Origin of the sequence: Peribacillus sp. NPDC096622 (assembly GCF_044762665.1) — a bacterium.
GTDB classification, from domain to species: domain Bacteria; phylum Bacillota; class Bacilli; order Bacillales; family DSM-1321; genus Peribacillus; species Peribacillus frigoritolerans_B.
In genome coordinates this window covers 421,801-447,272 of the sequence record NZ_JBIWES010000003.1, presented here as the reverse complement: position 1 = coordinate 447,272, position 25,472 = coordinate 421,801, and the positions used below count along the sequence as shown (strand labels likewise).

The 25,472-nt window shown below is 41.9% G+C and carries 22 protein-coding genes; 20 read left to right on the top strand and 2 right to left on the bottom strand.

What is annotated here, in order from left to right; genetic code table 11:
- Positions 1-41 precede the first annotated feature (41 nt).
- A complete protein-coding gene (locus tag ACIQYG_RS08550) occupies positions 42-1,340 on the bottom strand; it encodes an MFS transporter (RefSeq protein ID WP_402837047.1) in 1,299 nt (432 codons plus the stop codon).
- 456 nt (positions 1,341-1,796) lie between these two features.
- Here ACIQYG_RS08550 and ACIQYG_RS08545 point away from each other — a divergent pair, with 456 nt between their 5' ends.
- The 15 genes from ACIQYG_RS08545 (at position 1,797) to ACIQYG_RS08475 (ending at position 18,512) form a co-directional block, all read left to right on the top strand.
- Positions 1,797-1,976 (top strand): IDEAL domain-containing protein, encoded by a 180-nt coding sequence (locus tag ACIQYG_RS08545; RefSeq protein ID WP_402837045.1) that lies wholly within the window; start codon positions 1,797-1,799, stop codon positions 1,974-1,976.
- A gap of 579 nt (positions 1,977-2,555) precedes the next feature.
- Positions 2,556-2,876, top strand: a complete 321-nt coding sequence (locus ACIQYG_RS08540; RefSeq protein ID WP_402837043.1) for an antibiotic biosynthesis monooxygenase — start codon at positions 2,556-2,558, stop codon at positions 2,874-2,876.
- An 865-nt stretch (positions 2,877-3,741) separates the two neighbouring features.
- Positions 3,742-5,211: a CoA-acylating methylmalonate-semialdehyde dehydrogenase gene (locus ACIQYG_RS08535; protein WP_402837041.1), complete on the top strand. Its 1,470-nt coding sequence runs from the start codon at positions 3,742-3,744 to the stop codon at positions 5,209-5,211.
- Positions 5,212-5,286: 75 nt separating this feature from the next.
- Entirely contained in the window at positions 5,287-6,102 is an 816-nt protein-coding gene (gene iolB, locus ACIQYG_RS08530) for a 5-deoxy-glucuronate isomerase (RefSeq protein ID WP_402837039.1), read from the top strand.
- Positions 6,103-6,124: 22 nt separating this feature from the next.
- Positions 6,125-7,102, top strand: a complete 978-nt coding sequence (iolC, locus tag ACIQYG_RS08525) for a 5-dehydro-2-deoxygluconokinase (protein WP_402837037.1) — start codon at positions 6,125-6,127, stop codon at positions 7,100-7,102.
- Between the two features lie 32 nt (positions 7,103-7,134).
- Positions 7,135-9,045 (top strand): 3D-(3,5/4)-trihydroxycyclohexane-1,2-dione acylhydrolase (decyclizing), encoded by a 1,911-nt coding sequence (gene iolD / locus ACIQYG_RS08520; RefSeq protein ID WP_402837035.1) that lies wholly within the window; start codon positions 7,135-7,137, stop codon positions 9,043-9,045.
- A gap of 17 nt (positions 9,046-9,062) precedes the next feature.
- Entirely contained in the window at positions 9,063-9,950 is an 888-nt protein-coding gene (gene iolE, locus ACIQYG_RS08515) for a myo-inosose-2 dehydratase (RefSeq protein ID WP_402837033.1), read from the top strand.
- Positions 9,951-9,972: 22 nt separating this feature from the next.
- On the top strand, positions 9,973-11,385 hold the full coding sequence (locus ACIQYG_RS08510) for a sugar porter family MFS transporter (RefSeq protein ID WP_402837031.1): 1,413 nt from the start codon (positions 9,973-9,975) through the stop codon (positions 11,383-11,385).
- 49 nt (positions 11,386-11,434) lie between these two features.
- Positions 11,435-12,466 carry a bifunctional inositol 2-dehydrogenase/D-chiro-inositol 1-dehydrogenase gene (iolG, locus tag ACIQYG_RS08505; RefSeq protein ID WP_402837029.1) on the top strand — a complete coding sequence of 344 codons (1,032 nt, stop codon included), beginning with the start codon at positions 11,435-11,437 and terminating at the stop codon, positions 12,464-12,466.
- 48 nt (positions 12,467-12,514) lie between these two features.
- A complete protein-coding gene (locus tag ACIQYG_RS08500) occupies positions 12,515-13,393 on the top strand; it encodes a sugar phosphate isomerase/epimerase family protein (protein WP_053533868.1) in 879 nt (292 codons plus the stop codon).
- Between the two features lie 4 nt (positions 13,394-13,397).
- Positions 13,398-14,243, top strand: a complete 846-nt coding sequence (iolI, locus tag ACIQYG_RS08495) for a 2-keto-myo-inositol isomerase (RefSeq protein ID WP_402837026.1) — start codon at positions 13,398-13,400, stop codon at positions 14,241-14,243.
- Between the two features lie 39 nt (positions 14,244-14,282).
- Positions 14,283-15,137, top strand: coding sequence for a class II fructose-1,6-bisphosphate aldolase (fba, locus tag ACIQYG_RS08490; protein WP_402837024.1), 855 nt, complete (start codon positions 14,283-14,285; stop codon positions 15,135-15,137).
- Between the two features lie 104 nt (positions 15,138-15,241).
- Positions 15,242-16,435 (top strand): MFS transporter, encoded by a 1,194-nt coding sequence (locus ACIQYG_RS08485; protein WP_402837022.1) that lies wholly within the window; start codon positions 15,242-15,244, stop codon positions 16,433-16,435.
- 42 nt (positions 16,436-16,477) lie between these two features.
- On the top strand, positions 16,478-17,431 hold the full coding sequence (locus ACIQYG_RS08480) for a sugar phosphate isomerase/epimerase family protein (RefSeq protein ID WP_402837020.1): 954 nt from the start codon (positions 16,478-16,480) through the stop codon (positions 17,429-17,431).
- A gap of 67 nt (positions 17,432-17,498) precedes the next feature.
- Positions 17,499-18,512: a LacI family DNA-binding transcriptional regulator gene (locus tag ACIQYG_RS08475; RefSeq protein WP_402837018.1), complete on the top strand. Its 1,014-nt coding sequence runs from the start codon at positions 17,499-17,501 to the stop codon at positions 18,510-18,512.
- Positions 18,513-18,941: 429 nt separating this feature from the next.
- On the opposite strand, the gene ACIQYG_RS08470 is transcribed toward ACIQYG_RS08475, so the two are convergent.
- Positions 18,942-20,345 carry a sigma-54 interaction domain-containing protein gene (locus ACIQYG_RS08470; protein WP_402837016.1) on the bottom strand — a complete coding sequence of 468 codons (1,404 nt, stop codon included), beginning with the start codon at positions 20,343-20,345 and terminating at the stop codon, positions 18,942-18,944.
- Positions 20,346-20,657: 312 nt separating this feature from the next.
- On the opposite strand from ACIQYG_RS08470, the gene speB reads away from it, so the two are divergent.
- The 5 genes from speB to ACIQYG_RS08445 all read left to right on the top strand — a co-directional run bounded on the left by speB (position 20,658) and on the right by ACIQYG_RS08445 (position 25,345).
- Positions 20,658-21,656 (top strand): agmatinase, encoded by a 999-nt coding sequence (gene speB, locus ACIQYG_RS08465; RefSeq protein ID WP_402837014.1) that lies wholly within the window; start codon positions 20,658-20,660, stop codon positions 21,654-21,656.
- 100 nt (positions 21,657-21,756) lie between these two features.
- Positions 21,757-23,196 (top strand): sodium:solute symporter family protein, encoded by a 1,440-nt coding sequence (locus tag ACIQYG_RS08460; protein WP_402837012.1) that lies wholly within the window; start codon positions 21,757-21,759, stop codon positions 23,194-23,196.
- A gap of 44 nt (positions 23,197-23,240) precedes the next feature.
- The gene (locus ACIQYG_RS08455) at positions 23,241-24,002 is read left to right on the top strand and encodes a class II aldolase/adducin family protein (protein WP_402837010.1); all 762 of its coding nucleotides are present in this window, start codon (positions 23,241-23,243) and stop codon (positions 24,000-24,002) included.
- Positions 24,003-24,091: 89 nt separating this feature from the next.
- A complete protein-coding gene (locus ACIQYG_RS08450; protein WP_402837008.1) occupies positions 24,092-25,081 on the top strand; it encodes a D-2-hydroxyacid dehydrogenase in 990 nt (329 codons plus the stop codon).
- Between the two features lie 171 nt (positions 25,082-25,252).
- A complete protein-coding gene (locus tag ACIQYG_RS08445) occupies positions 25,253-25,345 on the top strand; it encodes a putative holin-like toxin (RefSeq protein ID WP_220126990.1) in 93 nt (30 codons plus the stop codon).
- The last annotated feature ends 127 nt before the right edge of the window (positions 25,346-25,472 follow it).

Sequence of the window (25,472 nt, the reverse complement as noted above, 5' to 3'; positions counted from 1 at the left end):
CGTGGCAGCCTCTGTTATTACTCATGCCAGAGATCTTAGACTCAGTTCAAATCTAGCTCATGTGGTTTGAGTGTTTGATCCTTTTCTTTCCTTTTGCTGAAATGCGGTGATAATATACAAAGCGCCAGGGAAATTGCGAGACCTGCCATCATGAATCCGCCAAATACCAAAGGGGATGGGCCATATGATTCAGCCATGGTGGTCCAGATGAGCGGACCGAAACCTGCAATGGCTGCCGCGACCTGATAACCGACAGATAATCCAGTATAACGGACCTTGGCTGGAAAGAGCTCCGAGAATAATGTCCCTTGTGTAGAAAAAATGGCTCCCCAGATGACACCGAGTACAACAGCCTGCATAATGTAGAACCAGCCGACCCCACGCCCAATCATTGTGAAATATGGGATGGCCAAGACGAAAAGGAGAGTCAGGCCCCCAAAATAGATGATTTTTCGGTCGATAAAATCTGAAATGTAACCAATTACAGGAATGGTAATCAGCATCGTAGCGCAGCCAATCGTTAAACCGGTAAGGGCTGAATCTTGGGAATAACCAAAATACAGTGTAGTAAAGACGAGAACATAGGACATGATGAATACATTGAAGAACCCGTCCCCAATTTTTAGTCCGATCACTTGCAGCACACTTCTCCAATCGTGTTTCAACGTTTCAATAATGGGAACTTTCGCAAGATCGCCGCTATCCTTCTGCTGCTGGAATTCCGGTGTTTCTTCAATGCCGCTCCTTACCCAGATTGCCAATCCGATCAGTACACCGCTTAAAAGGAATGGGATCCGCCAACCCCAAGATAAAAATTGGGCATCGGTTGTCAAGGAACTGATGAGGGTTAGGCTGAACGAACCGGCAACCAAGCCGATGGGGACCCCTAGTTGGGGAATGGATCCATATAACCCACGGACACCTTTAGGAGCAGATTCCGTTGCCAATAGGATGGCTCCTCCCCATTCACCTCCCAAGGAAATTCCTTGAATCAACCTCAGCACCACCAAGATGGCGGGGGCGGCCAACCCAACCTGGGCATAAGTGGGCAGAACGCCGATTAGCATTGAACTCCCTCCCATACCAATAAGGGTGAACATAAGCGCTGCCTTCCGTCCGATGCGATCACCCATATGACCGAACAGGATGCTTCCGATTGGACGGGCTGCGTAACCAGCCCCGAATGTGACAAAGGCGAGAAGAAGTGAAATCGCAGGATCATGATTGGGAAAGAATAGAGTTGTAAAAACCAGGCCCGTTGCTGTCCCGTATAAATAGAAATCGTACCACTCAATAACGGAACCAGCTAAACTAGCGAAAAGAACTCGACTTTTTTTCATGGTAAATGCTCCTTTAATGCTAAGTTTTTCATCAAAACTGTCTTCAACAATAAATAAAGCCGAAATGAACAAAAATGATGGTTAAGGAATATAAGTGAAAAACTGGATTATTTAGACTATTTTAGAGGGCTTATCCATACTGGTCAATATAATTCTGACTTTTCTGAAAAAATGAAGCGAATAACTTAGCTCTCATCACCTGTAATGGAATATAATTAATTCTAAAGTAATGGAAATGAACGATCCGATCTTCCCGGATAAAATGACTAAAGTGAAATAAAATGAATGAGGAGAAATTAAATCGGAATATTTAGAATTTTCATGTATAGAAGAGTGGCAAAGTGGAAATCATGTGGTTAAGGAAATGAAAAAGAGGAAAGGATAAGATTTTAATAAATAATAATAATCTCCAAGTTATTTAGTATAATAGAAAAAAGGTTAAGGAGTTGGTTTCGTATGGAGAAGCAATTGCCAGGAACATCGCTTGAACCTGAAGAGATGGCTGAAATGGTTTTAAAAAAGGCCCTTGCTGATTACCGGAAAGCACAAATCGAAAAAGAAATCGATGACTCATTAAGAAATCGTGATAAGGAAGAGTTCCTACGGTTAACTGAGATATTGAAGGGCATTTCCTGAAATTTCATTCTCTGTGAACAAGACAAGTAGTTATGATATGGAACGTACACTGAAAAGCCAGCACAGCTTGCTAACCATAAATATGAAGAGAAAACTTCATTTATCTGAAACATACTCAGTAAATAGCAATCTATAGTATTATAATAATTTACATTGTAAGCGCTTTCTTGTATAATCAAATAAAGAAAACGATGGAGAGAAGTATGTAAGTGCGCTAATGGCGGGATTCAAAGGTATTAGTGGCAGAAAAGTTTTGCACCGGGACAAAAACTAAAAGGGGGAAAAGATATGAAAAAGAATGGAGTGTCTTTAGTTGAATTTGTTCAGGAGGATCGATTCGAACTCAGCTCCTACATTACTTCTTTATTTAACAAACTGAATGACTATGTTCCCAAAAGTCTTAAAGATAAAAGGTGAGTGACATTAAAAAATGGATCTGGAAGATATGCAAAACTTCCTGATCCATTTTTTATTTTGTTTTTAAGTAGTGCACTTAAGTAGAAGTCTCATTAATTGACAATGAGAATCGTTATCGAATGAAATGATTCATTATAAGTATATCGATTGGAGTTGTTCGTATTGTTCGTTCAGATGAGAAAAATGGTGGTAAAAGAAGGTAATGCAGAACAAGTAGTAAAACGGTTCAATGGGGAAGGAATCATAGAAAAGCAGGAAGGGTTCATCGATTTAAGTGTAATGGTGAAAAAAGTGCGACGCGGGGATGAAGAGGTCATCATTATGATCAATTGGGAGTCGGAGGAGCATTGGAAGCAGTGGGAAAAGAGTGAAGCCCATATCGCAGGCCATAAAGCAAACCTAGGGAAACCAAAGCCTGAATATATCGTCAGTTCGGAAGGATCATTATATGAAGTGAAGGCAATCAAAAAGGCAGTGAAATAACTGGACTTAAGCTAGCCTGTTTTAAATTCCGTATAAATAAGTAAATGGGTGGAATATCCCATTTCTCCATCATCTTGTTAGCATAAGGATACGGAATGGTTAACATTCACATATAATAGCTTACCTTCACTAAAATTCAGGCTCCCATTATGGGTGCCTCTTTTTGTTGATGAAATTATCTCGGGAAAGGTTATGTAATCCCAAGTCTGTTGATATAGTAAAATATCTTTTATTTTCATTAAAAAGGAGACATTCATGGTAATGTAAAGAAAAGGGGAGCAGAAGGTAGTCTTTAAAATTTACATATATGAAATGAATAGGGATGTTATTCTTAGGTTAGCTGGAATTCCTATGATAAAGTCAATTGAGTTTAGAAATATTAATATACCAAAAATACCACTACCGATATCGATAAAGTATTGGTAAGATTTTCAAGAACCGCTGAAGATGTTTTTCATTAAATATTCAAGCACATTTCCATATTTATCAATGTTTTGAAACGTGAAGAAGAGTGAATATTATAAAAAATGCAAAAAAAGTGTTTACAGGGAAAATTTTTCATTGTAGTATTTCCTTATAAAGTAAATGAAATCGATTTCATCCCGAATCAAGGTTATGTACAAGCTATAACTGAAGGGGGAGTGGATTGGTCCTTATTTTTCTTAAGGTGGACCTCTTAAAGAAATGAAATCGATTTCATTAGTAAATTATAAGTTTTGGATTGAGCTAGAAAATTGATTGGTTGATTCTAAAAAGAAACATGGATGGATTTCTTCCATAGTCAAATGAAATCGATTTCATTGATGGCGATGGTTATACTGGCTCGATGATCTAACAAAATACTTTATTTTAAGGAGGAAAAAACATGTCTTCAGTAACACATGAGGTGAAAAAATTAAAAAATTATATAAATGGTGAGTGGATTGAATCCGCTTCCAAGGAAACGGAAATCGTGTTCAACCCTGCAACTGGTGAGGCAATTGCCGAGGTGCCACTTTCCTCTAGGGAAGATGTGGATAATGCGGTCCAAGTGGCGGATGAGGCATTTAAAAAATGGTCCCAGGTTGCTGTCCCGAAACGGGCTCGCATATTGTTCAAGTATCAGCAGCTGCTTGTGGAAAATTGGGAAGAACTTGCTAAACTGGTCACTATCGAAAATGGTAAAAGCTTATCGGAATCGATGGGTGAAGTACAGCGTGGCATTGAGTGCGTCGAGTTTGCGGCGGGTGCACCTACGCTGATGATGGGAAAACAGCTTCCGGATATCGCGACAAACATTGAATCGGGTATGTACCGTTACCCAATTGGTGTAATCGGCGGTATTACCCCTTTTAACTTTCCAATGATGGTTCCTTGCTGGATGTTCCCGCTTGCGATCGCATGTGGCAATACATTCGTGTTAAAGCCATCTGAACGTACACCTTTGCTTGCAGCACGCATTGTGGAACTGTTTGAGGAAGCAGGTCTTCCTAAAGGAGTACTGAACATTGTCAATGGAGCACATGACGTGGTTAATGGGCTTCTGGAGCATGAAGATGTGAAAGCTATCTCCTTCGTCGGTTCACAGCCAGTGGCAGAATATGTGTATAAAACAGGCACGGCTAACTTGAAGCGCGTCCAGGCTCTTGCGGGAGCGAAGAATCACTCGATTGTCTTGAAAGATGCCAATCTCGATATGACGGCCAAGGAAATTACAAGTGCGGCTTTTGGGTCGGCCGGTGAGCGTTGTATGGCCGCTGCGGTTGTTGTCGTAGAAGAAAGCGTAGCGGACGAGCTAGTTGAAAAATTGAAACGGGCAGCTGATGCCATTACGATCGGGAATGGTCTGGATGACGGCGTTTTTCTAGGACCTGTAATCCGGGAAGGAGCTAAAAGGAGGACTATTGATTACATCGAATCAGGTATAGCTCAAGGTGCGACCCTTGTACGCGATGGACGTAAAGACGAGGCAGCAAGCGGCAATGGATATTACCTCGGAGCTACGATTTTTGATCATGTGACACAGGAAATGAAAATCTGGCAAGATGAAATTTTTGCACCAGTGCTCTCCGTTGTCCGTGCTAAAGATTTAACGGAAGCCATTGAGATTGCCAATGCTTCAGCACTGGCAAACGGGGCTTGCTTATATACGGACAGTGCAGCTGATGTACGCCAATTCCGTGAAACGATCCATGCCGGGATGCTGGGCATAAACGTGGGTGTTCCTGCACCGATGGCATTCTTCCCATTCTCTGGATATAAAGATTCATTTTATGGTGATCTTCATGCAAATGGAACCGACGGTGTTGAGTTCTATACACGTAAAAAAATGGTGACTGCACGCTACGTGAAATAAGTGAACGAAAAAGACATTGCAAGATGGCCCGTTTGGATACGGGCCGGATTTTTTTGAAAAACCAAGGAGGTACATATGAGTAAACTGCTTCAAAAGCCGGAAAAACAAGAGGTCGCTGAAGGTGTTACAATCGTTCAATCAGTTACGAAAGGAAATTCTCCTTTAGAATATGTAGAATTCAAAATAGTGGAGTTGGCTCAGGGTACTGAATATTCGGAATTATTAATCAAAAAAGAATGCTGCATTGTCGCTCTTACTGGAAAAATCAATGTGACTGTAGGCGAAAATGTATACCATGATTTGGGCACAAGAGATAGTGTATTTGATAAAGTGCCGACTGATAGCATTTACGTGTCAAATAATAGGGGTTTTGGATTGGAAGCGATAACCGAGGCCAGAGTGGCGCTGTGTTATTCGCCTTCCGATAAGCAACTTCCGACTAAATGGATTAAAGCGGAAGATGTTGAGGTTGAACATAGGGGCATTTTGAGCAATAAGCGGATGGTCCATAATATATTACCGGATTCAGCTCCGTATGCGAATAGCCTTCTCGTTGTTGAAGTATATACAGAAAGCGGAAACTGGTCGAGCTATCCTCCGCATAAACATGATCAGGATAATTTACCAAATGAGTCATTATTGGAAGAGTCCTATTATCATGAAATGAATCCGTCTCAGGGCTTCGTCTTTCAGCGAGTATATACAGATGACCGTTCAATCGATGAGACCATGTCAGTCGAAAATGGAGATGTCGTACTTGTACCGGCCGGTTATCATCCGGTAGGGGTGCCAGACGGTTATGAATCCTATTACTTGAATGTCATGGCCGGTCCGGCAAGGACATGGAAATTCTACAATGATCCCGATCATGAGTGGATCCTGAGTCGTTAAAGGAAAAGGAGCTGTTAACCTGATGAACTATACTTTTAATATCGATAAGGAATTTGACTTGATTGCCATTGGCCGGGCCTGCATCGACTTGAATGCCAATGAATATAACCGTCCGATGGAAGAGACCATGACATTCACAAAATATGTGGGCGGTTCACCTGCCAATGTTGCAATCGGAAGTGCAAAATTAGGCTTGAAAGTCGGATTTATCGGTAAGCTTGCCGATGACCAGCACGGCCGTTTCATCGAATCTTATATGCGTGAGGCGGGTGTTGATACTTCGAATATGATAATCGATCAAGAAGGACATAAAACGGGTCTTGCCTTCACGGAAATTAAAAGCCCTGAAGAATGCAGTATCCTGATGTATCGGGATAATGTAGCCGACCTTCATTTAGCACCTTCGGAACTGGATGAAGAATATATCAAAAAATCAAAGATCCTATTGGTTTCAGGGACGGCTTTAGCAAAAAGCCCATCACGTGAGGCAGTTTTAAAAGCTGTCAGCCTTGCGAAGAGAAATGATGTAAAAGTGGTATTTGAATTGGATTACCGTCCTTATACATGGAATTCCATTGAAGAAACGTCCGTTTACTATTCGTTAGTCGCAGAGCAATCAGACATTTTGATTGGTACGCGTGATGAATATGATGTTATGGAAAATACCGGAAAAGGTACAAATGAAGAAACCATTCGTTACTTGTTTAAACATTCCGCAGACCTGGTGGTAATCAAACACGGTGTTGAGGGTTCATGTGCCTATGCAAAATCAGGGGCAGTTTTTACAGCGAAGTCCTATAAAACGAAAGTATTGAAAACATTCGGCGCAGGAGATTCATATGCTTCCGCTTTCTTATATGCGTTAGTGAGCGGCAAAGGGATTGAAAGCGCTTTGAAGTTTGGCAGTGCTTCCGCTTCCATAGTAGTAAGCAAGCACAGCTCATCAGAGGCAATGCCCCTAGCAGAAGAAATCGAGGGGTTGATTGCCGAACGCGTGTAAGGAATTTATCTACATAGAGGGGGGAAAAGAAGATGGGAACAGTTAGGTTGACGACAGCCCAGGCTTTAATCAAGTTTTTAAATCAGCAGTACATTCATGTTGATGGTGAGGAGTCTCCTTTTGTAGAAGGAGTATTTAATGTATTCGGCCATGGGAATGTCGTTGGTATCGGTCAGGCACTCGAACAGGACGCTGGGCACTTGAAAGTGATTCAAGGAAAGAATGAGCAAGGGATGGCTCACGCAGCAATTGCCTACAGCCGGGAAATGCTCCGAAGGAAAATTTATGCAGTCACTACATCTGCCGGGCCAGGCTCGGCAAACTTGATAGCTGCGGCGGGGACTGCACTTGCCAACAATATTCCTGTCCTCCTACTTCCTGCTGATACATTTGCGACACGTCAGCCGGATCCGGTTCTTCAGCAACTTGAGCATGAGCATAGTACGGCCATTACCACAAATGACGCTTTTCTTGCAGTATCAAGATATTGGGATCGCGTCACTCGCCCTGAGCAGCTCATGTCCAGCCTGATCCGGGCCTTCGAGGTGATGACCGATCCCGGGAAAGCCGGCCCAGCGACGATATGCATCTCACAGGATGTAGAAGGGGAAGCATTCGATTTCGATGAACATTTTTTTGAAAAGCGCGTCCATTATTTAGATCGGAAAGCTCCGGTTGAACGGGAACTGCAAGGAGCAGCCGAGAGAATTAGAGCAAGTAAGAAGCCGATCATCATCGTCGGTGGCGGAGCAAGATATTCCGGAGCTCGGGATATTTTGATGAAGCTGGCGGAAAAGCATAACATTCCACTTGTGGAAACACAGGCAGGTAAATCGACGGTGGAATCCGCTTTTCCTAAGAATTTGGGCGGTGTCGGCATTCTCGGTACGATGGCTGCTAATAAGGCTGCCCGCCAAGCAGATCTCGTTATTGGTGTAGGGACCCGCTATACGGACTTTACGACTTCTTCCAAAACTGCATTTGATTTTGAAAGGACAAAGTTTTTGAACATTAACGTCAGCCGCCTTCAAACCTATAAATTAGATGGATTTCAGGTCGTCGCCGATGCAAAAGTGGCGCTTGAAAACCTTGAAGCGTTACTAGTGGGCTATGAAACTGAATATGGGGAAATGCTTGGAGATTGGAAGGCGGAGTGGCTTTCCGAACGGACCCGCTTAAGTACAGTCACTTTCAGCCGTGAAAATTTCAAGCCTGAAATCAAAGACCAGTTTTCACAGGAAGTCTTGAATGAATACTCGGATGCATTGAAAACTGAATTGGCCCAATCAACTGCGATGATCGCAATAAACGATACGGTCGATCCGGAAAGTGTGGTGGTCGGTTCAGCCGGATCACTTCCGGGTGACTTGCAGCGCCTCTGGCATTCAAGCGTGCCAAACACGTACCATCTTGAATATGGTTTCTCCTGCATGGGCTACGAAATTGCAGGAACTTTAGGAGCCAAGCTTGCTCATCCAGACCGGGAAGTCTATGCAATGGTAGGGGACGGCAGTTTTCTGATGCTTCATTCGGAATTGATCACAGCCATTCAATATAATCATAAAATCAACATTCTCTTGTTTGATAATTCTGGATTTGGCTGCATCAATAATCTGCAAATGGAGAATGGCAGCGGAACATATTTCTGTGAGTTCAGAACACATGATAACCAAATCATGAATATTGATTACGCAAAAGTGGCGGAAGGGTATGGAGCCAAAACTTATCGGGCCAATACTGTCGATGAGCTGAAGGCTGCATTGGAGGATGCAAAGAAACAAACGGCATCTACATTAATAGAAATGAAGGTTCTGCCGAAAACGATGACGGATGGTTATGACTCCTGGTGGAATGTTGGCGTGGCAGAGGTCTCGGAACGGAAAAGTATACAAAGGGCATATGAAGCGAGACAGGAGAAATTAAAAAAGGCCAAACAATATTAAAAGGGGGAAGTTGGAAAATGGAGGAGATTTCTTGGGGGATTGCCCCAATTGGCTGGCGTAATGATGACATTCCGGAAATCGGAGCTGAAAACACCTTATCCCACCTTTTAAGCGATATTGTCGTGGCAGGATTCCAGGGGACCGAAGTAGGAGGATTCTTCCCTGAACCGGCGGTCCTGAATAAAGAGCTGAAGCTTCGGAACTTAAAAATAGCCGGTCAGTGGTTCAGCAGTTTCATCATCCGTGATGGCATCGACAAAGCAGAACGGGATTTCCATGAACACTGCAAATATTTAAAGGCTGTCAATGGAGATGTAGCGGTAGTATCCGAACAGACTTACAGTATTCAAGGCGAAAGGTACGATGTATTTAAGGAAAAGCCCCACTTTACTGATGAAGAATGGGGAATATTGTGTACGGGCCTGAATCGGCTCGGGGATATTGCAGGACTGTACAACTTAAAACTGGTGTATCACCACCACATGGGGACAGGCGTCCAGACACTGAGTGAAATTGACCGCCTTATGGAAAATACCGAAAAGAAAGTGCAACTGTTATATGATACTGGACATATTTATGTATCGGATGGCGATTGCATGTCCCTTCTGCAAAAGCATATCGACCGCATTGGGCACGTTCATTTCAAGGATGTGAGGCATAGCGTGCTGGAGCAGTGCCGAAAAGCTGGAAAATCATTTCAAGAAGCTTTTTTAGCCGGCATGTTCACCGTGCCTGGTGACGGCTGCATTGACTTTGTAGAAGCTTACCATACATTACTGGAAATTCATTATAAAGGCTGGATTGTTGTAGAGGCGGAACAAGATCCTTCCGTTGCCCATCCATTGGAATACGCATTAATCGCTCGAAAGTATATAAATGACAGGCTGCTCCTAGTTCAAGATTAAAAACGGGAAAGAAGTGATTAATTTGAATAATGATGGAAATCAAATGGCATTCTTACGCAAGATTATTATTATCTCGACGTTAGGCGGTCTCTTGTTCGGATATGATACAGGTGTCATTAATGGTGCCTTGCCGTTCATGTCCGAAGCGGATCAACTTAACCTCAATTCACTTACGCAAGGACTTGTTGCCAGTTCACTTCTTTTTGGCGCGGCACTTGGAGCGTTTCTGGGAGGCAGGCTTTCGGATTATGCGGGCCGCCGAAAAAACATTCTTTTTCTTTCGGTACTTTTTTTCTTTTCCACTGTTGGATGCACGCTTGCACCAAATGTTACGGTCATGATTGCCTGCCGTTTTCTACTCGGCCTTGCGGTAGGTGGGGCGTCAGTAACCGTTCCTACTTATTTGGCGGAAATGTCTCCTGCTGAACGACGCGGCCGGATCGTCACCCAAAATGAATTGATGATTGTTAGCGGACAGCTGCTCGCATTCATCTTCAATGCCATTCTTGGGACAACGCTGGGTGATAGTTCACATGTTTGGCGTTACATGCTGGCCATAGCATCTCTTCCCGCCATACTTCTTTTCTTTGGCATGATCAGGTTGCCTGAAAGTCCAAGGTGGCTTGTGTCGAAGAACAAAAATGAAGAGGCCCTGAAGGTTTTGAAAAGAATACGTAAAATGGATGAGGCAGAATCAGAATTTCAGGGAATCAAAGCGACATTCGAAAAAGAGAACCATGTTAAAAAAGCTACATTTATAGATTTGACCGTCCCATGGATACGGAGAATCGTCTTTCTTGGAATCGGTATTGCCATCGTTCAGCAAATAACGGGCGTTAATTCTATCATGTATTATGGTACCCAAATTTTAAAAGATGCAGGGTTTGCGACAAAAGCAGCTTTGATCGGGAATATTGCAAACGGTATCATTTCTGTTTTGGCAACATTTTTAGGTATTTGGCTGCTAGGTAAAATCGGGCGCCGTCCAATGCTCTTAACTGGTTTGATCGGAACTACGACCACATTGCTATTGATTGGGTTCTTATCCTCCTTTCTTGAAGGGACGGCTGCCCTTCCCTATATCATTTTGTCCTTGACTGTCACTTTCCTTGCCTTTCAGCAGGGGGCCATTTCTCCTGTTACCTGGTTGATGCTTTCAGAGATCTTCCCGCTACAAGTACGTGGGCTCGGTATGGGTGTCACCGTATTTTTCCTTTGGGTCGTAAACTTTCTAATCGGCTTAACATTCCCGGTTTTACTAGATAAGGTCGGATTGTCTTCCACATTTTATATCTTTTTCGCTCTAGGCATCTTGGCTATCATCTTTGTGAAAAAATATTTACCGGAAACGAGAGGACTTACACTTGAACAGCTTGAACAGAACTTCCGCAATCATGGAAAAGAATCTGCTAAGGAAATGACAAAAATAATTTAGAGTTATAGAAAAATTAAAAACCAGATACGTATAAAGGAGGAATATGATCATGACATTAAATTTTGGTGTAATAGGAACGGGTGCAATCGGCCGGGAGCATATTAAAAGAATTACAGACAAATTATCCGGAGGGAAGATTGTAGCTGTAACCGATGTGAATGAAGAGGCGGCAAGGCAGGTCGTGAAACAATATGGACTTGAGGCACTTGTATATCAGGATGACAAATCACTGGTAAACTCGGAAAATGTCGATGCAGTGGTTGTTACGAGTTGGGGGCCTGCACATGAGCAAAATGTATTGAATGCGATTGAGGCTGGTAAATATGTGTTCTGTGAAAAGCCACTGGCGACAACGGCGGAAGGCTGCAGGAGAATTGCAGAAGCGGAAATGAAACACGGGAAACGTTTGGTGCAAGTCGGTTTCATGCGACGTTATGATAGCGGTTACGTAAAACTGAAAGAAGCCATTGATAAAAATGAAATTGGCGAGCCGCTTATGGTCCGATGTGTACACCGCAATCCAGAAGTGGATGAAAAATATACCACGCAAATGGCGGTCGTTGATACATTGATTCATGAGATTGATGTATTGCATTGGTTAATCAGCGATGATTACAAATCAGTTCAAGTGATTTACCCGAAGAAAGCGAGCCGCGCGTATGCTAACTTAAAAGATCCCCAACTTATCATAATGGAAACGAAGAGTGGGATTGTCATCCAAGCTGAAGTATTCGTGAATTGTAAATATGGCTATGATATCCAATGTGAAGTCATTGGTGAGGACGGTGTTGCATATCTCCCTGAACCAGCGAGCATCGTAACAAGGAAAGGCGCTAAACGGAGCACGGATATCTTGGTAGATTGGAAGGACCGTTTTATGAATGCATATGACATAGAATTACAGGATTTCATAGATTCCATTATAAAGACAGGTCAGCCGAATGGTCCGACTTCATGGGATGGATACATTGCTGCGGTAACAGCTGATGCTTGTGTAAAAGCACAAGAGTCCGGAAAGAAAGAATCCGTTGACCTTGAAGAGAAGCCCGTTTTTTATACGGGAAAAATCACTGTACAGTGAACGTAATTATGCATTGAAACGAAAAATAAATTATAGGGGGAAAGAACAATGAAACTAGCATTGGATCCTACGATGTATGCCAATTTATCATTAAAAGAAATGGTCGATAAAACAGCGGAACTAGGTTATGAATATATCGAACTGTCACCGAGGGAAGATTTTTGTCCATTCTATAAATATCCTAAAGTGGATAAGGAACAGATTAAAAATTTGAAACGCTGGTGCAGCGACGCAGGTGTGAAGATATCATCCTTGCTTCCGCTTTACTACTGGGCCGGTCCTGATGAGGAACGGCGCCAGGCCGCAGTCCGTAATTGGAAACGCGCCATTGAAGTGGCAGTGGAATTGGATGTTGACTTGATGAATAGTGAATTTAACGGATCTAAATTCAATGAAGTTATCTGTGAAGAGAAATTCATTAAATCAATGGATGAGCTCCTCCCGGTATTTGAAAGGGAAGGCGTTAAACTTAATTTGCAGGCACACCCATTCGATTTCATCGAAACGCATGAGGGAGCTATGGATATGATCCGTGCCCTTGATCGTCCGTGGATCAACCTTGTATATTCAACAGCACATACATTTTTCTATGATGATGGCAAAGGCGATATTGCCCCTATGTTCGATTCTGCCGGGGATCGCCTGCAACATGTCTTGTTCGCTGATACATTCAATCATAAAGCGTCCAACGGACTCCGTTATATCGTTAATCCTCCAGGTGTCGAGGCAACCGTCCACCAGCATTTGAACATCGGCGAAGCGGAAGTTGACTTTGATACGATCTTCAAAAAATTGAAAGAAATGAATTTTGACGGCATCGCGACAAATGCAGTATTTGCTTGGATCGACAAAGCAGACTGGTCAAGTAAGCTTATGCTTCAAAAAATGAGAGACGGATTGGGTTTAGCAGAAAGAATTGGAGGCTGACAGAATGAAAATTTGTTTCAACCAAGCGACTACACTTGAAAATTCCAATTTGGTCAAAGATCTCAAACACTGTGAAAAACACGGTTACGATTATATCGAAATCCGTACCATGGATAAATTGCCTGAGTATTTGGAAGAGCACACAATTGAAGAACTGGCCGAATTTTTTATTGCAAATCATATTAAGCCACTTGCCTTCAATGCGCTCGTATTCTTTAATAACCGCGATGAAGACGGTCATAAGGCGATAATAGCCGAATTTAAGAATATGATGATCATGGCGGAGAAATTGGGTGTGAAATATGTGGTGGCGGTTCCGCTTGTAACGGAAGCGAAAATATTGAAGGAAGATATTAAAAACAGCTGTGTGGAAGTATTGGCTGAACTTTCCGAGATCGCTGAACCGTTTGGCGTTAAAATTGCAGTAGAATTTGTTGGGCATCCGCAATGTACTGTGAATACATTCGGTCAGGCATACGATATCGTTGAAGCAGTCAACCGTGATAATGTTGGTCTGGTGCTGGACTGTTTTCACTTCCATGCTATGGGTTCCAATTTGGAAGACTTGAAGAAAGCGGATGGGGAGAAAATCTTCATTTTACACATTGATGATACAGAGGATTTTCCGGTTGGTTTTTTGACGGATGAAGACCGGGTATGGCCTGGACATGGTGCCATAGATTTAGACAGCATATTATCCATCTTGAAGGGAATTGGTTATTCTGACGTCGCCTCTGTGGAATTGTTCCGTCCAGAATATTATGAACTCGATGCTGAAGAAGCCATTAAGACCGCAAAAGAAACGACAATTCAAGTTATTTCGAAATACTTCGCACTACAGAATGTATGAGTGTCTTGATAATCTCGGGAATAAGGGGGTGATGGAATAATGCCTTTAGTATCAATAAGTGAGATGCTTTTAAAAGCAAAAGCAGAAAGGTATGCTGTGGGTCAATATAATATTAATGGGCTGGAATTCGCCCAGTCGTTTTTACAGGCTGCCAATGAGGAACGAGCGCCGATCATACTTGCGGCATCGGACAGGCTTGTTGATTATCTTGGAGGATTTAAAACGATTGCTGCTATGGTAAAAAGCCTTATGGAAGAAATGGACATTACTGTTCCTGTTGCCCTTCATCTTGATCATGGAATGAATGTGGAACGCTGCAAGAAAGCGATAGATGCGGGTTTTACATCAGTCATGATCGATGGCTCCCATCATCCAATAGATGTAAATATTGAAATCACCAAAATGGTTGTCGACTATGCCCAAAAGATTGGCGTTTCCGTTGAGGCGGAAGTGGGGACAGTCGGTGGGACGGAAGATGGCCTCGTGGGCGGTGTTCAATATGCAGATCCCCATGATTGCACGAGGATTGTAAAAGAAGCGGGAATTGATGCACTAGCGGCTGCTTTGGGTTCTGTTCATGGCCCATATCAAGGAGAACCTAAACTCGGTTTTGAGGAAATGGAATTAATTTCGAACATGACGAATGTGCCTCTCGTCTTACATGGAGGCTCAGGTATACCGCTGCACCAAATCAAAAAAGCAATTGAACTTGGACACGCTAAAATAAATGTCAATACCGAAAGCATACAAGTGTGGGCAAAAACCATTCGGGAAGTATTGGCCATGGATGGAACAGTATATGAGCCTCGCGCCATCATCACACCAGCGAGAGAAGCTATCATCACCGTCGTGAAGAGAAAAATGGCAGAGTTCAATACAAGTGGAAAGGCTTAAGTATGAAAGGTGTTCCCAACTATGTTGCGGGCACCTTTTTGTACATTCACTTTTTACCTAAGGTGCCGTGAAAAAATAGCTCGCTGGTCAGAGGAAGTGTTGAAATGACTTTGTTACATACCGCACGTAATAGATTTTTGTTTTTAGTGCTCTCCTTTATTTTTTGGTTTTCAAATTTCATTTATATTCCCATTTTGTCTCCTTACCTTGAGATGATTGGAGGGGATTATACATTTATCGGCATGGTGTTAGGCAGTTATGGGCTGATGCAATTTCTCTTCAGGCTTCCGTTCGGAATCCTATCAGACCTCATAAAAGCAAGAAAGCCTTTTATTATCTTTGGGATGGCCGTGAGTACGTTGAGCTGCGTGACATTTGCATGGGCAGATAGTTTAGGCTGGATCCTTTTGGCTCGCTCTTTAGCTGGCGTTGCCGCCGCTACATGGGTAGCGTTCACCATTTTATTTTCCAGCTACTTTTCAGAATATGATCTTCACCGAGCGATGGGCAGTATCTCGTTAGCTGTGGTTCTGGCACAGCTGCTTGGAATGGTAGTCAGCGGATACATTGTCGATCTATGGGGATGGCACGCACCATTTTATGTAGGCGGAATCATCGGTTTCGTTGGTATCGTCCTTTCGCTTTTTATTTACGAATCAAAAGAGGATTTTCAGAAAGAGCCCATTCAATTGAAAGAACTGTTATCAGTCATGCTTGAGCCGGCGCTTTTAAAAGTATCATTTCTATCCATTCTCGCACATGGCATCATCTTCTCGACAATGTTCGGCTTCACCCCGGCATTTGCTTTAAAGCTTGGGCTCCATACTGATGAGATCAGCATGGTCATCTTTTCATTCATGATTCCTCATGCCATTGCCACCATGCTTAGCGGGAAAATATTCGTACCATTATTCGGACAATGGAAGTTACTGAAACTAGCTTTTGCTCTAACGGCCATTTTTACAGTTTGTACGCCATTAATAGAAACAAAAGGGCTGCTTTTTCTGATTCAAGGATTGAATGGATTCTCATTGGGTATTCTTTTTCCATTGTTTTTAGGAATGGCGGTAGAGACGATTTCCCTTGGAAAAAGGGCAACGGCCATGGGGGCATATCAAGCAATCTACGCGATTGGTATGTTTGCTGGACCTTTCATTGCAGGAATATTGATTTCCCATTTAGGTATTTCTGCAGGATTTTATTTCGCGGGGTCATTAGGTTTAACCGCTGTATTCTTTATGATTGTATGGAGTCGCCTTGAAAGGAAAGCAACAAAACATAATTTGAAATTGAACTAAGCGATGTCAAAGGGCTGCTAGTTTAATAGAGGAGGAGCACTTATGAAGGTTGGTTTAGTTACTGATATTTTAGGTTACATGCCATTTGAAGAGATGCTGGATACGTGTGTGAATCAGGGAATAGAGACACTGGAGCTAGGATGCGGCAATTGGTCGAAGGCTCCACATCTTGATCTCGATGGACTTCTTGGCAATGCGGCAAAACGAAAGCAATTATTAAATGAATTAAATGTAAGGGGGATCAGCATTGCAGCATTGAATTGTTCTGGCAATCAGCTTGATCCATCAGATGAAGGAGCCATGCATAAAGCCGTTGTTAATAAGACCTTTCAGCTAGCTGGGCTTTTAGGTGTTGAAACAGTTGTCATGATGTCGGGGTGTCCTGGCGGCGGACCAAGTGACAGGACGCCAAATTGGCTGACACATCCCATTTTGCCCTCACACTTTGAGCTGCTTGATTGGCAGTGGAATGAAGTGGCATTCCCTTATTGGGAAAAAGCTGTGACAACGGCAAAACAAAACGGGGTTAGAAAGGTTGCCATCGAAAATCTAGGCTGCAATTTAGTTTACAATCCTGAAACACTCTTTAAATTGAGGCATGAAGTCGGTGATACGATCGGCATGAATTTTGATCCGAGTCATTTATTTTGGATGGGCGGCGACCCCATTGCGGCTTTAAGGTCTTTAGGAAGCGCAGTTTATCATATTCATGCAAAAGATGTCCGCTTGGAAAGAGGGATATATGACGTCCAGGGATTGATTGATGTGAAACCAATGAACCAATATGCAGGTAGATCATGGAATTATGTTGCACTCGGGTATGGGCACGACAGTGGCTGGTGGAAGGAGTTTTTTACGATTGTTAAAATGATTGGTTATGAAGGGCCCATCGTTCTCGAAATGGAAGATTTGACAATGGAACCACTAACGGGCGTGAAAAAATCCATGAATGTTTTGAAAGAAACATTGCCTAGAGAATTCGATGTTTTAACATGAAGTCTAAATTACTTTATAATGGACTTAATGAAAATGACAAAAGAAATAGGCAGGTGGAGATAATAGTATGAAAATGAGCGATGTGGCGAAATTGGCCAACGTATCTCCTGCAACCGTTTCAAGAGTGCTCAGACAGCCGGATTTAGTCAGCGAGGAAACTAAACAAAAGGTGCTGCAGGTGATTGAAGAGATGAATTACAAGCCCCACATGATTGCCAGTCAGTTCAGGACGAAAGAGACAAAGATCATTCTGGTCGTCGTTCCGGATATAACAAGGCCCTTTTTTTCCGAAGTGCTTCGGGGCATTGAGCATACAGCTGTAGAAAATGGCTATCAGGTTATATTGGGAGATACGGAGAACGATATTGAACGGGAAAAGGAATATATCGATTTGCTATACAAAAAACAGGCAGATGGAGCGTTACTCCTTACTGCTAGAATGAACAGGGAAAGCCTGGAAAAACTATCAAATCAATTTCCGATTGTACTGGCATGTGAATACGTGGACGGACTGGACATTCCAACCGTTTCGATCGACAATGTAAGCAGTGCCAGAAAAGTAACGGAACATTTAATCAAGCTTGGTCATAGACGGATTGCCCATATAACAGGGCCTATGAACATCATTCTTAGCCGGGATCGCCTAGGGGGCTTCCAGCAGGCAATGAAGAAGCATCACTTGAAAGTCAACCCGGAATACATCCAGGAAGGGGATTATGGCATTGACTCAGGTTATGACCAGATGGTGAAATTATTATCGCTTGAAAACAAGCCTGAAGCAGTGTTTGTTTTTAATGATGAAATGGCGCTGGGAGCTGTAAAGGCAATCCAGGATCATGGGTTGAGCGTTCCCGAGGATATTGCTGTCGTAGGTTTTGATAATTTGAAAATAGCATCGATTTTTAATCCGCATATTACGACCATTGACCAGCCTAAATACGAAATAGGGAAAAAGGCAACGAACTTATTGCTGACCTTAATGAAAGGCGGAACCATTGAAAAGAAAAAATTCGTTCTGGAAGATGAGTTGATCATCCGCGAATCTTGCGGTTCCAAATTGGAAAAAAGCTTGAATGCCTAAAAATGTTTGGCAAGATTGTCGGGTTAGTAAATGAATGGCTTCCTTTATGGGAGCCTTTTTACATTTCGGCCAAAGATGGAAAAAAAACACATTAGGGGATTACCAAACATACCAATATGGTTTTTCAATGATGTAATTGTACATTTATCAGCGGGGGATATAATGCAGGAGAATCACTGACGATCAACCGTTTGAATTAAAGTAAGCTGTAACATTAAAATATGGAAACGTGAAATAGTGAATCCCATTTAACTTGAATTTGGATTTTTTTTAATGGCCTTTTTATTGGAATTATGGTCGATAATCTTCATGGGATTCACTTCGAATTGCCGGCATAAGGTTTCAAAAAGTGCCCTTAGCTTGAATAGCATTTATGACTAAAGGCTAAGGACCTTTCATTGTTTGCAGGGGAATCCAGTCCAGATGAATTTACAAATACTTTTTGTATTTCTTTAATTTATAGATGACTGTTGGCTGGCTGATGCCCAAATGTTCTGCCATTTCGTATGTGGTTTTACATTTTTTCCATGCTTTTGCAATCAGTTGCCTTTCAACCTTTTCCATTGTCTTCTTTAAATCGAAATTCTCTTCAAATTCCTGTTCGATTGCTAGGAGGGTGGAATCTTCAGGGTGTTCCACTTGCCCTGTGATGGATTGCGGAAGGTGTTCGGGAAATATAATTGGCTCTTCGATGGTCAGGATTAACCGTTCAATTAAGTTTTCTAATTCCCGTATATTTCCTGGCCAATGATAATGGGTCAAAACTTCATAAGTCGATGGATGGATTTTTTTGTATTTCTGGTATTTATCATTGGTTTTTTGTAAGTAATGCTGAATTAAGAGAGGGATATCTTCTTTACGTTCATGTAATGCCGGAATTTGGATTGGAATCACATTCAAACGATAAAATAAGTCCAATCTAAACTTACCTTGACTTACCATCTCCTTCAAATCTTGATTCGTTGCTGCAACAAGGCGGAAATTAATATGGTTTTCTTTTTTCCCACCGATACGCTTTATCTTTTTTTCCTGTAATACTTTCAGTAATTTAGCTTGCATGGCAAGTGGGAGTTCCCCAATTTCATCTAAGAAAAGAGTTCCGCTGTCAGCCTGCTCAATCAGGCCTTGCCTCCCTTGCTTATTTGCCCCTGTAAATGATCCCGGCTCATAGCCGAATATTTCTGATTCAAACAAACTTTCAGGTATCGTGCTGCAATTCACTTCGATAAAAGGTTCTTTCTTTCGGTTGCTTTGGTCATGGACAGCACGGGCAAAAGTGCTTTTCCCAACCCCGGAAGGTCCTAATAAGAGAATCGTGGCATCGGTTTTTGAAACATTATGGATCGTTTTTAAAATATGCTTCGTTTCATTACTTCTGGCAATCAGATAATGGTAATCCAGTTCCTTTTCTCTTAAATCCTCGACTTCCGTTTGATAGCCTTTAACTTTTCGTTGTAATTGCTCAAATTGATCCTGCAATTGCAGGATCTCGGTTTGATCCTGACCATAGCTGATTACCCTAACGAGGTGTCCTTCCTTATTAAAAATGGGATAGCCAGTCGACATGACAACATGACCCGTTTTTGTTTCTTGCATTATGCGTTTCGCTTTCTTTTCTTTTAAAACAATCGCATTGATGGAAGGTGCGAGAAGGCCCTCGCTTTCTAATTGATATACGGAGGTACCGATATAAGAGTCACTTTTCATACCATAAATCTCCCAAAGCTTTGGGTTGGAATATAAAATGATTCCATCTTGATCGGTAATGAGAATGTTATTATTAGATGTTTCAATAATCTTATTTAGTTCTTCCTCCATCATCTCATCGTACATACGTTTCGCTCCTTTGGGTTTTGGGATGCTGTTTAATTAAAATATAAATCAAAAAGTCTAAAAAATCAAAAATTAAATTAAATAACAAGAAAATGATTAAGTTTTTAATCATTTGATGAAAAAAAATAACGAAAATCCTTATATACCGCAGCGAAATAGTTGGCCTGAATCTTGCTTATGTAAAAGGTAAGAAGAGAATTTCCAAACAAGGGTGTTATGAATATCCATTCTATTAGATAAGATGGAAGTTTGTATGACATTGCAATGGAGTGAAAAAATTAATAGTGGAATTGAAATTTAGGAGGATGTTACATGATGAAGTATCAACCGAAAGACTCATTCAAATCACCCCGTTTTTGTGGAGTGCGTACGTTTATGCGGCTCCCATTTGTTGAACAGATAGATGAAAATATGGATTTTGTCATTACGGGAATTCCGTTTGATTCCGGGCAATCATTTAGGACGGGTGCGAGATTCGGACCAGAAGCCATTCGCGATTTTTCAATCCTTTTACGTCCTTATAATCCAGAACAAGATATTAATATTTTTGACTATATTTCAGGAATTGATTATGGGGACGTCCCGATCATCCCGGGGTATATTTCTGAAACATATAAAAAAATCGAAGAGGAGCTTACCCCTGTCATTGAAAAAGGGATCATTCCCATTTCATTGGGAGGCGATCATTCCATTACACTAGGGGAGTTACGTGCGATCGTAAAAAAACATGGACCAGTTGCCTTGCTACAGTTCGATGCCCACTCCGACACTTGGGATAGTTATTTTGATCAAAAGTATAATCACGGAACCGTTTTTCGTCGCGCAATAGAAGAGGGGCTCATCGATGTTTCGCGATCTCTTCAAATTGGTATGAGGGGCGGTCTGTACGGACCGGAAGACCTTCAGGATGCCCGGGATTTAGGTTTGGGAGTTTACACGACAAACGATTATAAACGGATCGGGGTCGAAAAGATGCTAAGTGTCATTCATGAGCGTGTTGCGAATGGCCCGGTGTTTTTATCTTTCGACATTGATTTTTTAGATCCGGTCTATGCTCCGGGAACGGGGACTCCAGAAGTTTCCGGTGCCAGCATTGATGATGCTTTAGCCTTGGTGAGAGGCTTGACGAATATAGATTTTGTTGGATTCGATCTTGTTGAGGTTTTACCATCATACGATCACGGACAAATCACGGCTGCCGCAGCCGCTAATATTGTCTATGAATTCATTACACTCATCGCTCTAGCAAAAAAAGCGAAACTGGAGAAAAAAGAGAGAGTCGGAGATTTGGAAACGCAGCTTAACAATTAGTTTCCTCATTTAACTGTAAAGAAGGAAGGAAACGGTGAAAGCCTTTCTTTCCTCTTTACAAAGCGATAAGAACAATAAAAGCCCAAAAGGAGATGTGTAAATGCATATTTTGGATATATCGATCATGATTCTATATTTTTCTGTTTTAATCATTGTGGGAGTAATTGGGTCCAGACGGGCAAAAACAGCAGATGATTTCATTGTGGCAGGACGTAATCTTGGTCATTTTATGTATTTATCCTGTTTAGCCGCTGTGATATTAGGGGGTGCTTCTACTCTAGGAACAGCAAAGCTAGGTTATCAGTTTGGGATATCCGGTATTTGGCTAGTGGTGATGATCGGGCTCGGCATTATCGCTATCGGTTTGTTTTTAACAAATAAGATATTTAATTTAAAAGTATTGACGATCAGTGAAATGCTCGAGAAGCGCTACAACTCTCAGACAAGATTGATCAGTGCCCTTGTCTCTGTTATCTATACATTCATGCTGACTGTAACGCAAGTGATTGGGATGGGGACAATTTTACATGTTTTGGCTGGCTGGAATTTAACGATTTCCATGATAGTCGGGGGTGGGATCGTTTTATTTTATACAATACTAGGAGGTATGTGGTCAGTCACCATGACTGATGTCGTGCAATTCGTCATCATGACGATCGGTATTTTCTTTATCATGCTTCCTATGAGCATCTCTAAGGCAGGAGGGTGGGGCTCGCTTAAAGAAAATCTCCCTGCATCACATTTCGAGTTAGGCAACATTGGCGGAGAGACAATTTTTCAATATTTCCTATTATTTACACTAGGGGTAGTTGTTGGCCAAGATATTTGGCAGCGTCTATTCACCGCACGAACGAAAGCTGTTTCTCGTGGCGGAACGGTTGGAGCGGGGGTATATAGTGTTTTTTATGCGATTGCAATCAGTATCATTGGAATGTGCGCTTTTATTATCCTTCCTGATTTAGGCGATCCACAAAATGCATTTACCAGTATAGCGATGGTAACTTTACCTGCTGGTCTATTGGGGGTTGTCATTGCGAGTGTGGTATCGGCCCTTATGTCCACAGCTTCAGGAACTTTGCTTGCTTCGTCCACTTTAGTTGTCAATGACATCATTAAAAAATATATCGGGCCGGGAATGAATGAGCGTCAATTTTTAAAAACATCCCGAATTACTACTTTAACGATTGGTGTATTGACCATAATCGTTTCGATATGGATTCAAGATATTTTAGTTGCATTGGATGTGGCTTACGCAATTTTATCAGGTGCTGTGTTCTTTCCGATCATCCTTGGTTTCTTTTGGAAAAGGGTCACGGCTACAGCAGCATTTTACTCGATTCTGGCCAGCATGATCGCTATCATTGTCGGATTGGTGATTAATGGACCTTCCTCAACTCAACCAATTCTGTACGGGCTCGCTACTAGTTTTGTCGTCATTACTACAATCACTCTCCTAAGTTCCAATAATGATCACAAGAACGAAAGTGAAGTAAAACAAGATATAAAGGGTAAAGCCGATATGGACACCATGGCTAATTGATGTTTTAGCGAAAAAACGGAAAAAGATTCGAGGAGGAACGGAATATGACAAAGACAATTTCCCTGCAACCGGCAACATTCAATACAATGGAAGAAGAACGCAATCACCGGAAGGAACGTTTGGCGGCTTCATTCCGCCTTTTTTCAAAATTTGGTTTCGATGAAGGGATAGCCGGCCATATTACGGTCCGTGATCCTAAATATACAGACCATTTCTGGGTCAATCCGTTTGGGATGCATTTTAGTCAAATTTCCGTTTCGGATCTTATATTGGTTAATCATAAAGGTGATATCGTAGAGGGGGAACATTCTGTTAATGGTGCTGCCTTTGCCATTCATTCTGAAATCCATAAAGCGCGACCGGATGCGATTGCAGCGGCACATGCTCATTCGGTCTATGGAAAGACATGGTCTTCTTTAGGGAGACTGTTAGATCCGATTACGCAAGATGCCTGCCAGTTTTACAATGACCATGCATTATTTGATGATTTTACTGGTGTGGTTTATGCATCCGAAGAAGGTAGACGCATTGCTAAGGCTTTAGGTCAATACAAAGCTGTCATCCTCCGCAATCATGGATTGTTAACGGTCGGACAGTCTGTAGATTCAGCTGCGTGGTGGTTCATAACGATGGAACGTTCATGTCAAGCACAGATAATGGCTGAATCTGTTGGAAAGCCGATTTTTATAGAAGAAGAGTATGCAAAGTTAACGGCAGAACAAACGGGAACGGAATATGAGGGATGGCTGAGTTTTCAGCCTCTGTGGGACAGAATCAGAAAAGAGCAACCAGATTTCTTGAAGTGACCATGAAGCATGGCATGGTATAATCGCAACGGATTGCCTTCCCATAAAAGAGGGAAAAAGGAATCGTAGGTTCTTGAGGAGGTTTTATAATGTCCGCTTCTAAGAAAACAGCACCTTCACTTTATATCAGGGTCGATATACCGGAAAAATACATCAATGAGTTTAAGGAGATTTGTTCGGAAGTTGTTGTCGAGCCATGGGAATTCGGCGAGCCCGAACCACAGCCAACAGTTGATTTATCAAAGTTTGATGTAATTTATACGCTTGGGCTTCATGATAATCTTAACATTATAAAAAAAGCTCCAGAGATTAAATGGGTCCATTCAGACAGTGCTGGAGTTGAGGCCATGCTGAATGAAGATATACAAAACAGCGATGTCATCATCACCAATGTCAAAGGCTGCACGTCTGTCCCGATTGCTGAGCATACAATTGCGATGTTATCTTCTTTAGCGAGAGGCGTACCGACAATGATCAGAAATCAAATAAACAAAACTTGGGTTGAAATTCCAGTGAAAGATCTTGAAAATGCGATAGTGGGGATAATTGGGTATGGTGATATTGGCTATGAGATAGCAAAGAGATGTAAAGCACTGGGCATGACCATTATTGGGTGCCGCCGGAATCCCTCCAAGAGGAACGAAGAATATGAACCTGCTGATTTGATAATGGGTATGGATCAAGTGGATGATGTCCTTTCCAGGTCCGATTTTGTCGTCTTGGCACTCCCGTTTACAAAGGATACCTCAGCCTTTTTTAATAAAGAACGCTTAAATAAAATGAAAAAAGGCAGCTATCTAATTAATGTCGGCCGTGGTAATACGATTGTAGATGAAGATTTAATCAAATCCTTGAGCAATGGGCACATTGCAGGAGCGGCTCTAGATGTATTTGAAGTAGAACCTTTACCTAAGGACCACCCTTTCTGGCAGTTGGAAAATGTCATGGTTTCCCCACATAATGCTTACAACTCATCCAAACACCTAGATCGTGTGATGGAATTATTCCTGAGAAACTTAAAGCTTTTTTCTGAAGGTAAACCCCTAATGAATGTTGTAGAAAAAAAACTTGGTTATTAACAGCAAACGGTCTTTTGAAAAGAAAGTTTCAACGATCGATCATAAGAATGAAGTACAAGGGCAGACCCGGATTGGGTTTGCTTTTTTTGTTTAAAAGCCGCTGCTTCATCTTTTTCTTGTATAGGACAATCTCTGATCAGGAAATGCTGGATATAAGGAGGCGATGTATGAATGGGTACTTTCGAAGTTATTTCCCTAATGCTAAGCTTTGGCATGTTTGTAATTGCTATTCTTGATTTCAAAAATCATGACAAGAATCCTTGAAGATAATGAAGGCCGGCTGATTATTTTGATTAATAATGGAAGCGTTTAAAAAAGTAGCGGGTTGTTTATAGAAGGTATTGATTTTCTCGATTTATTAAACTTGCAGAGAACACCATTAGGAGGTGTT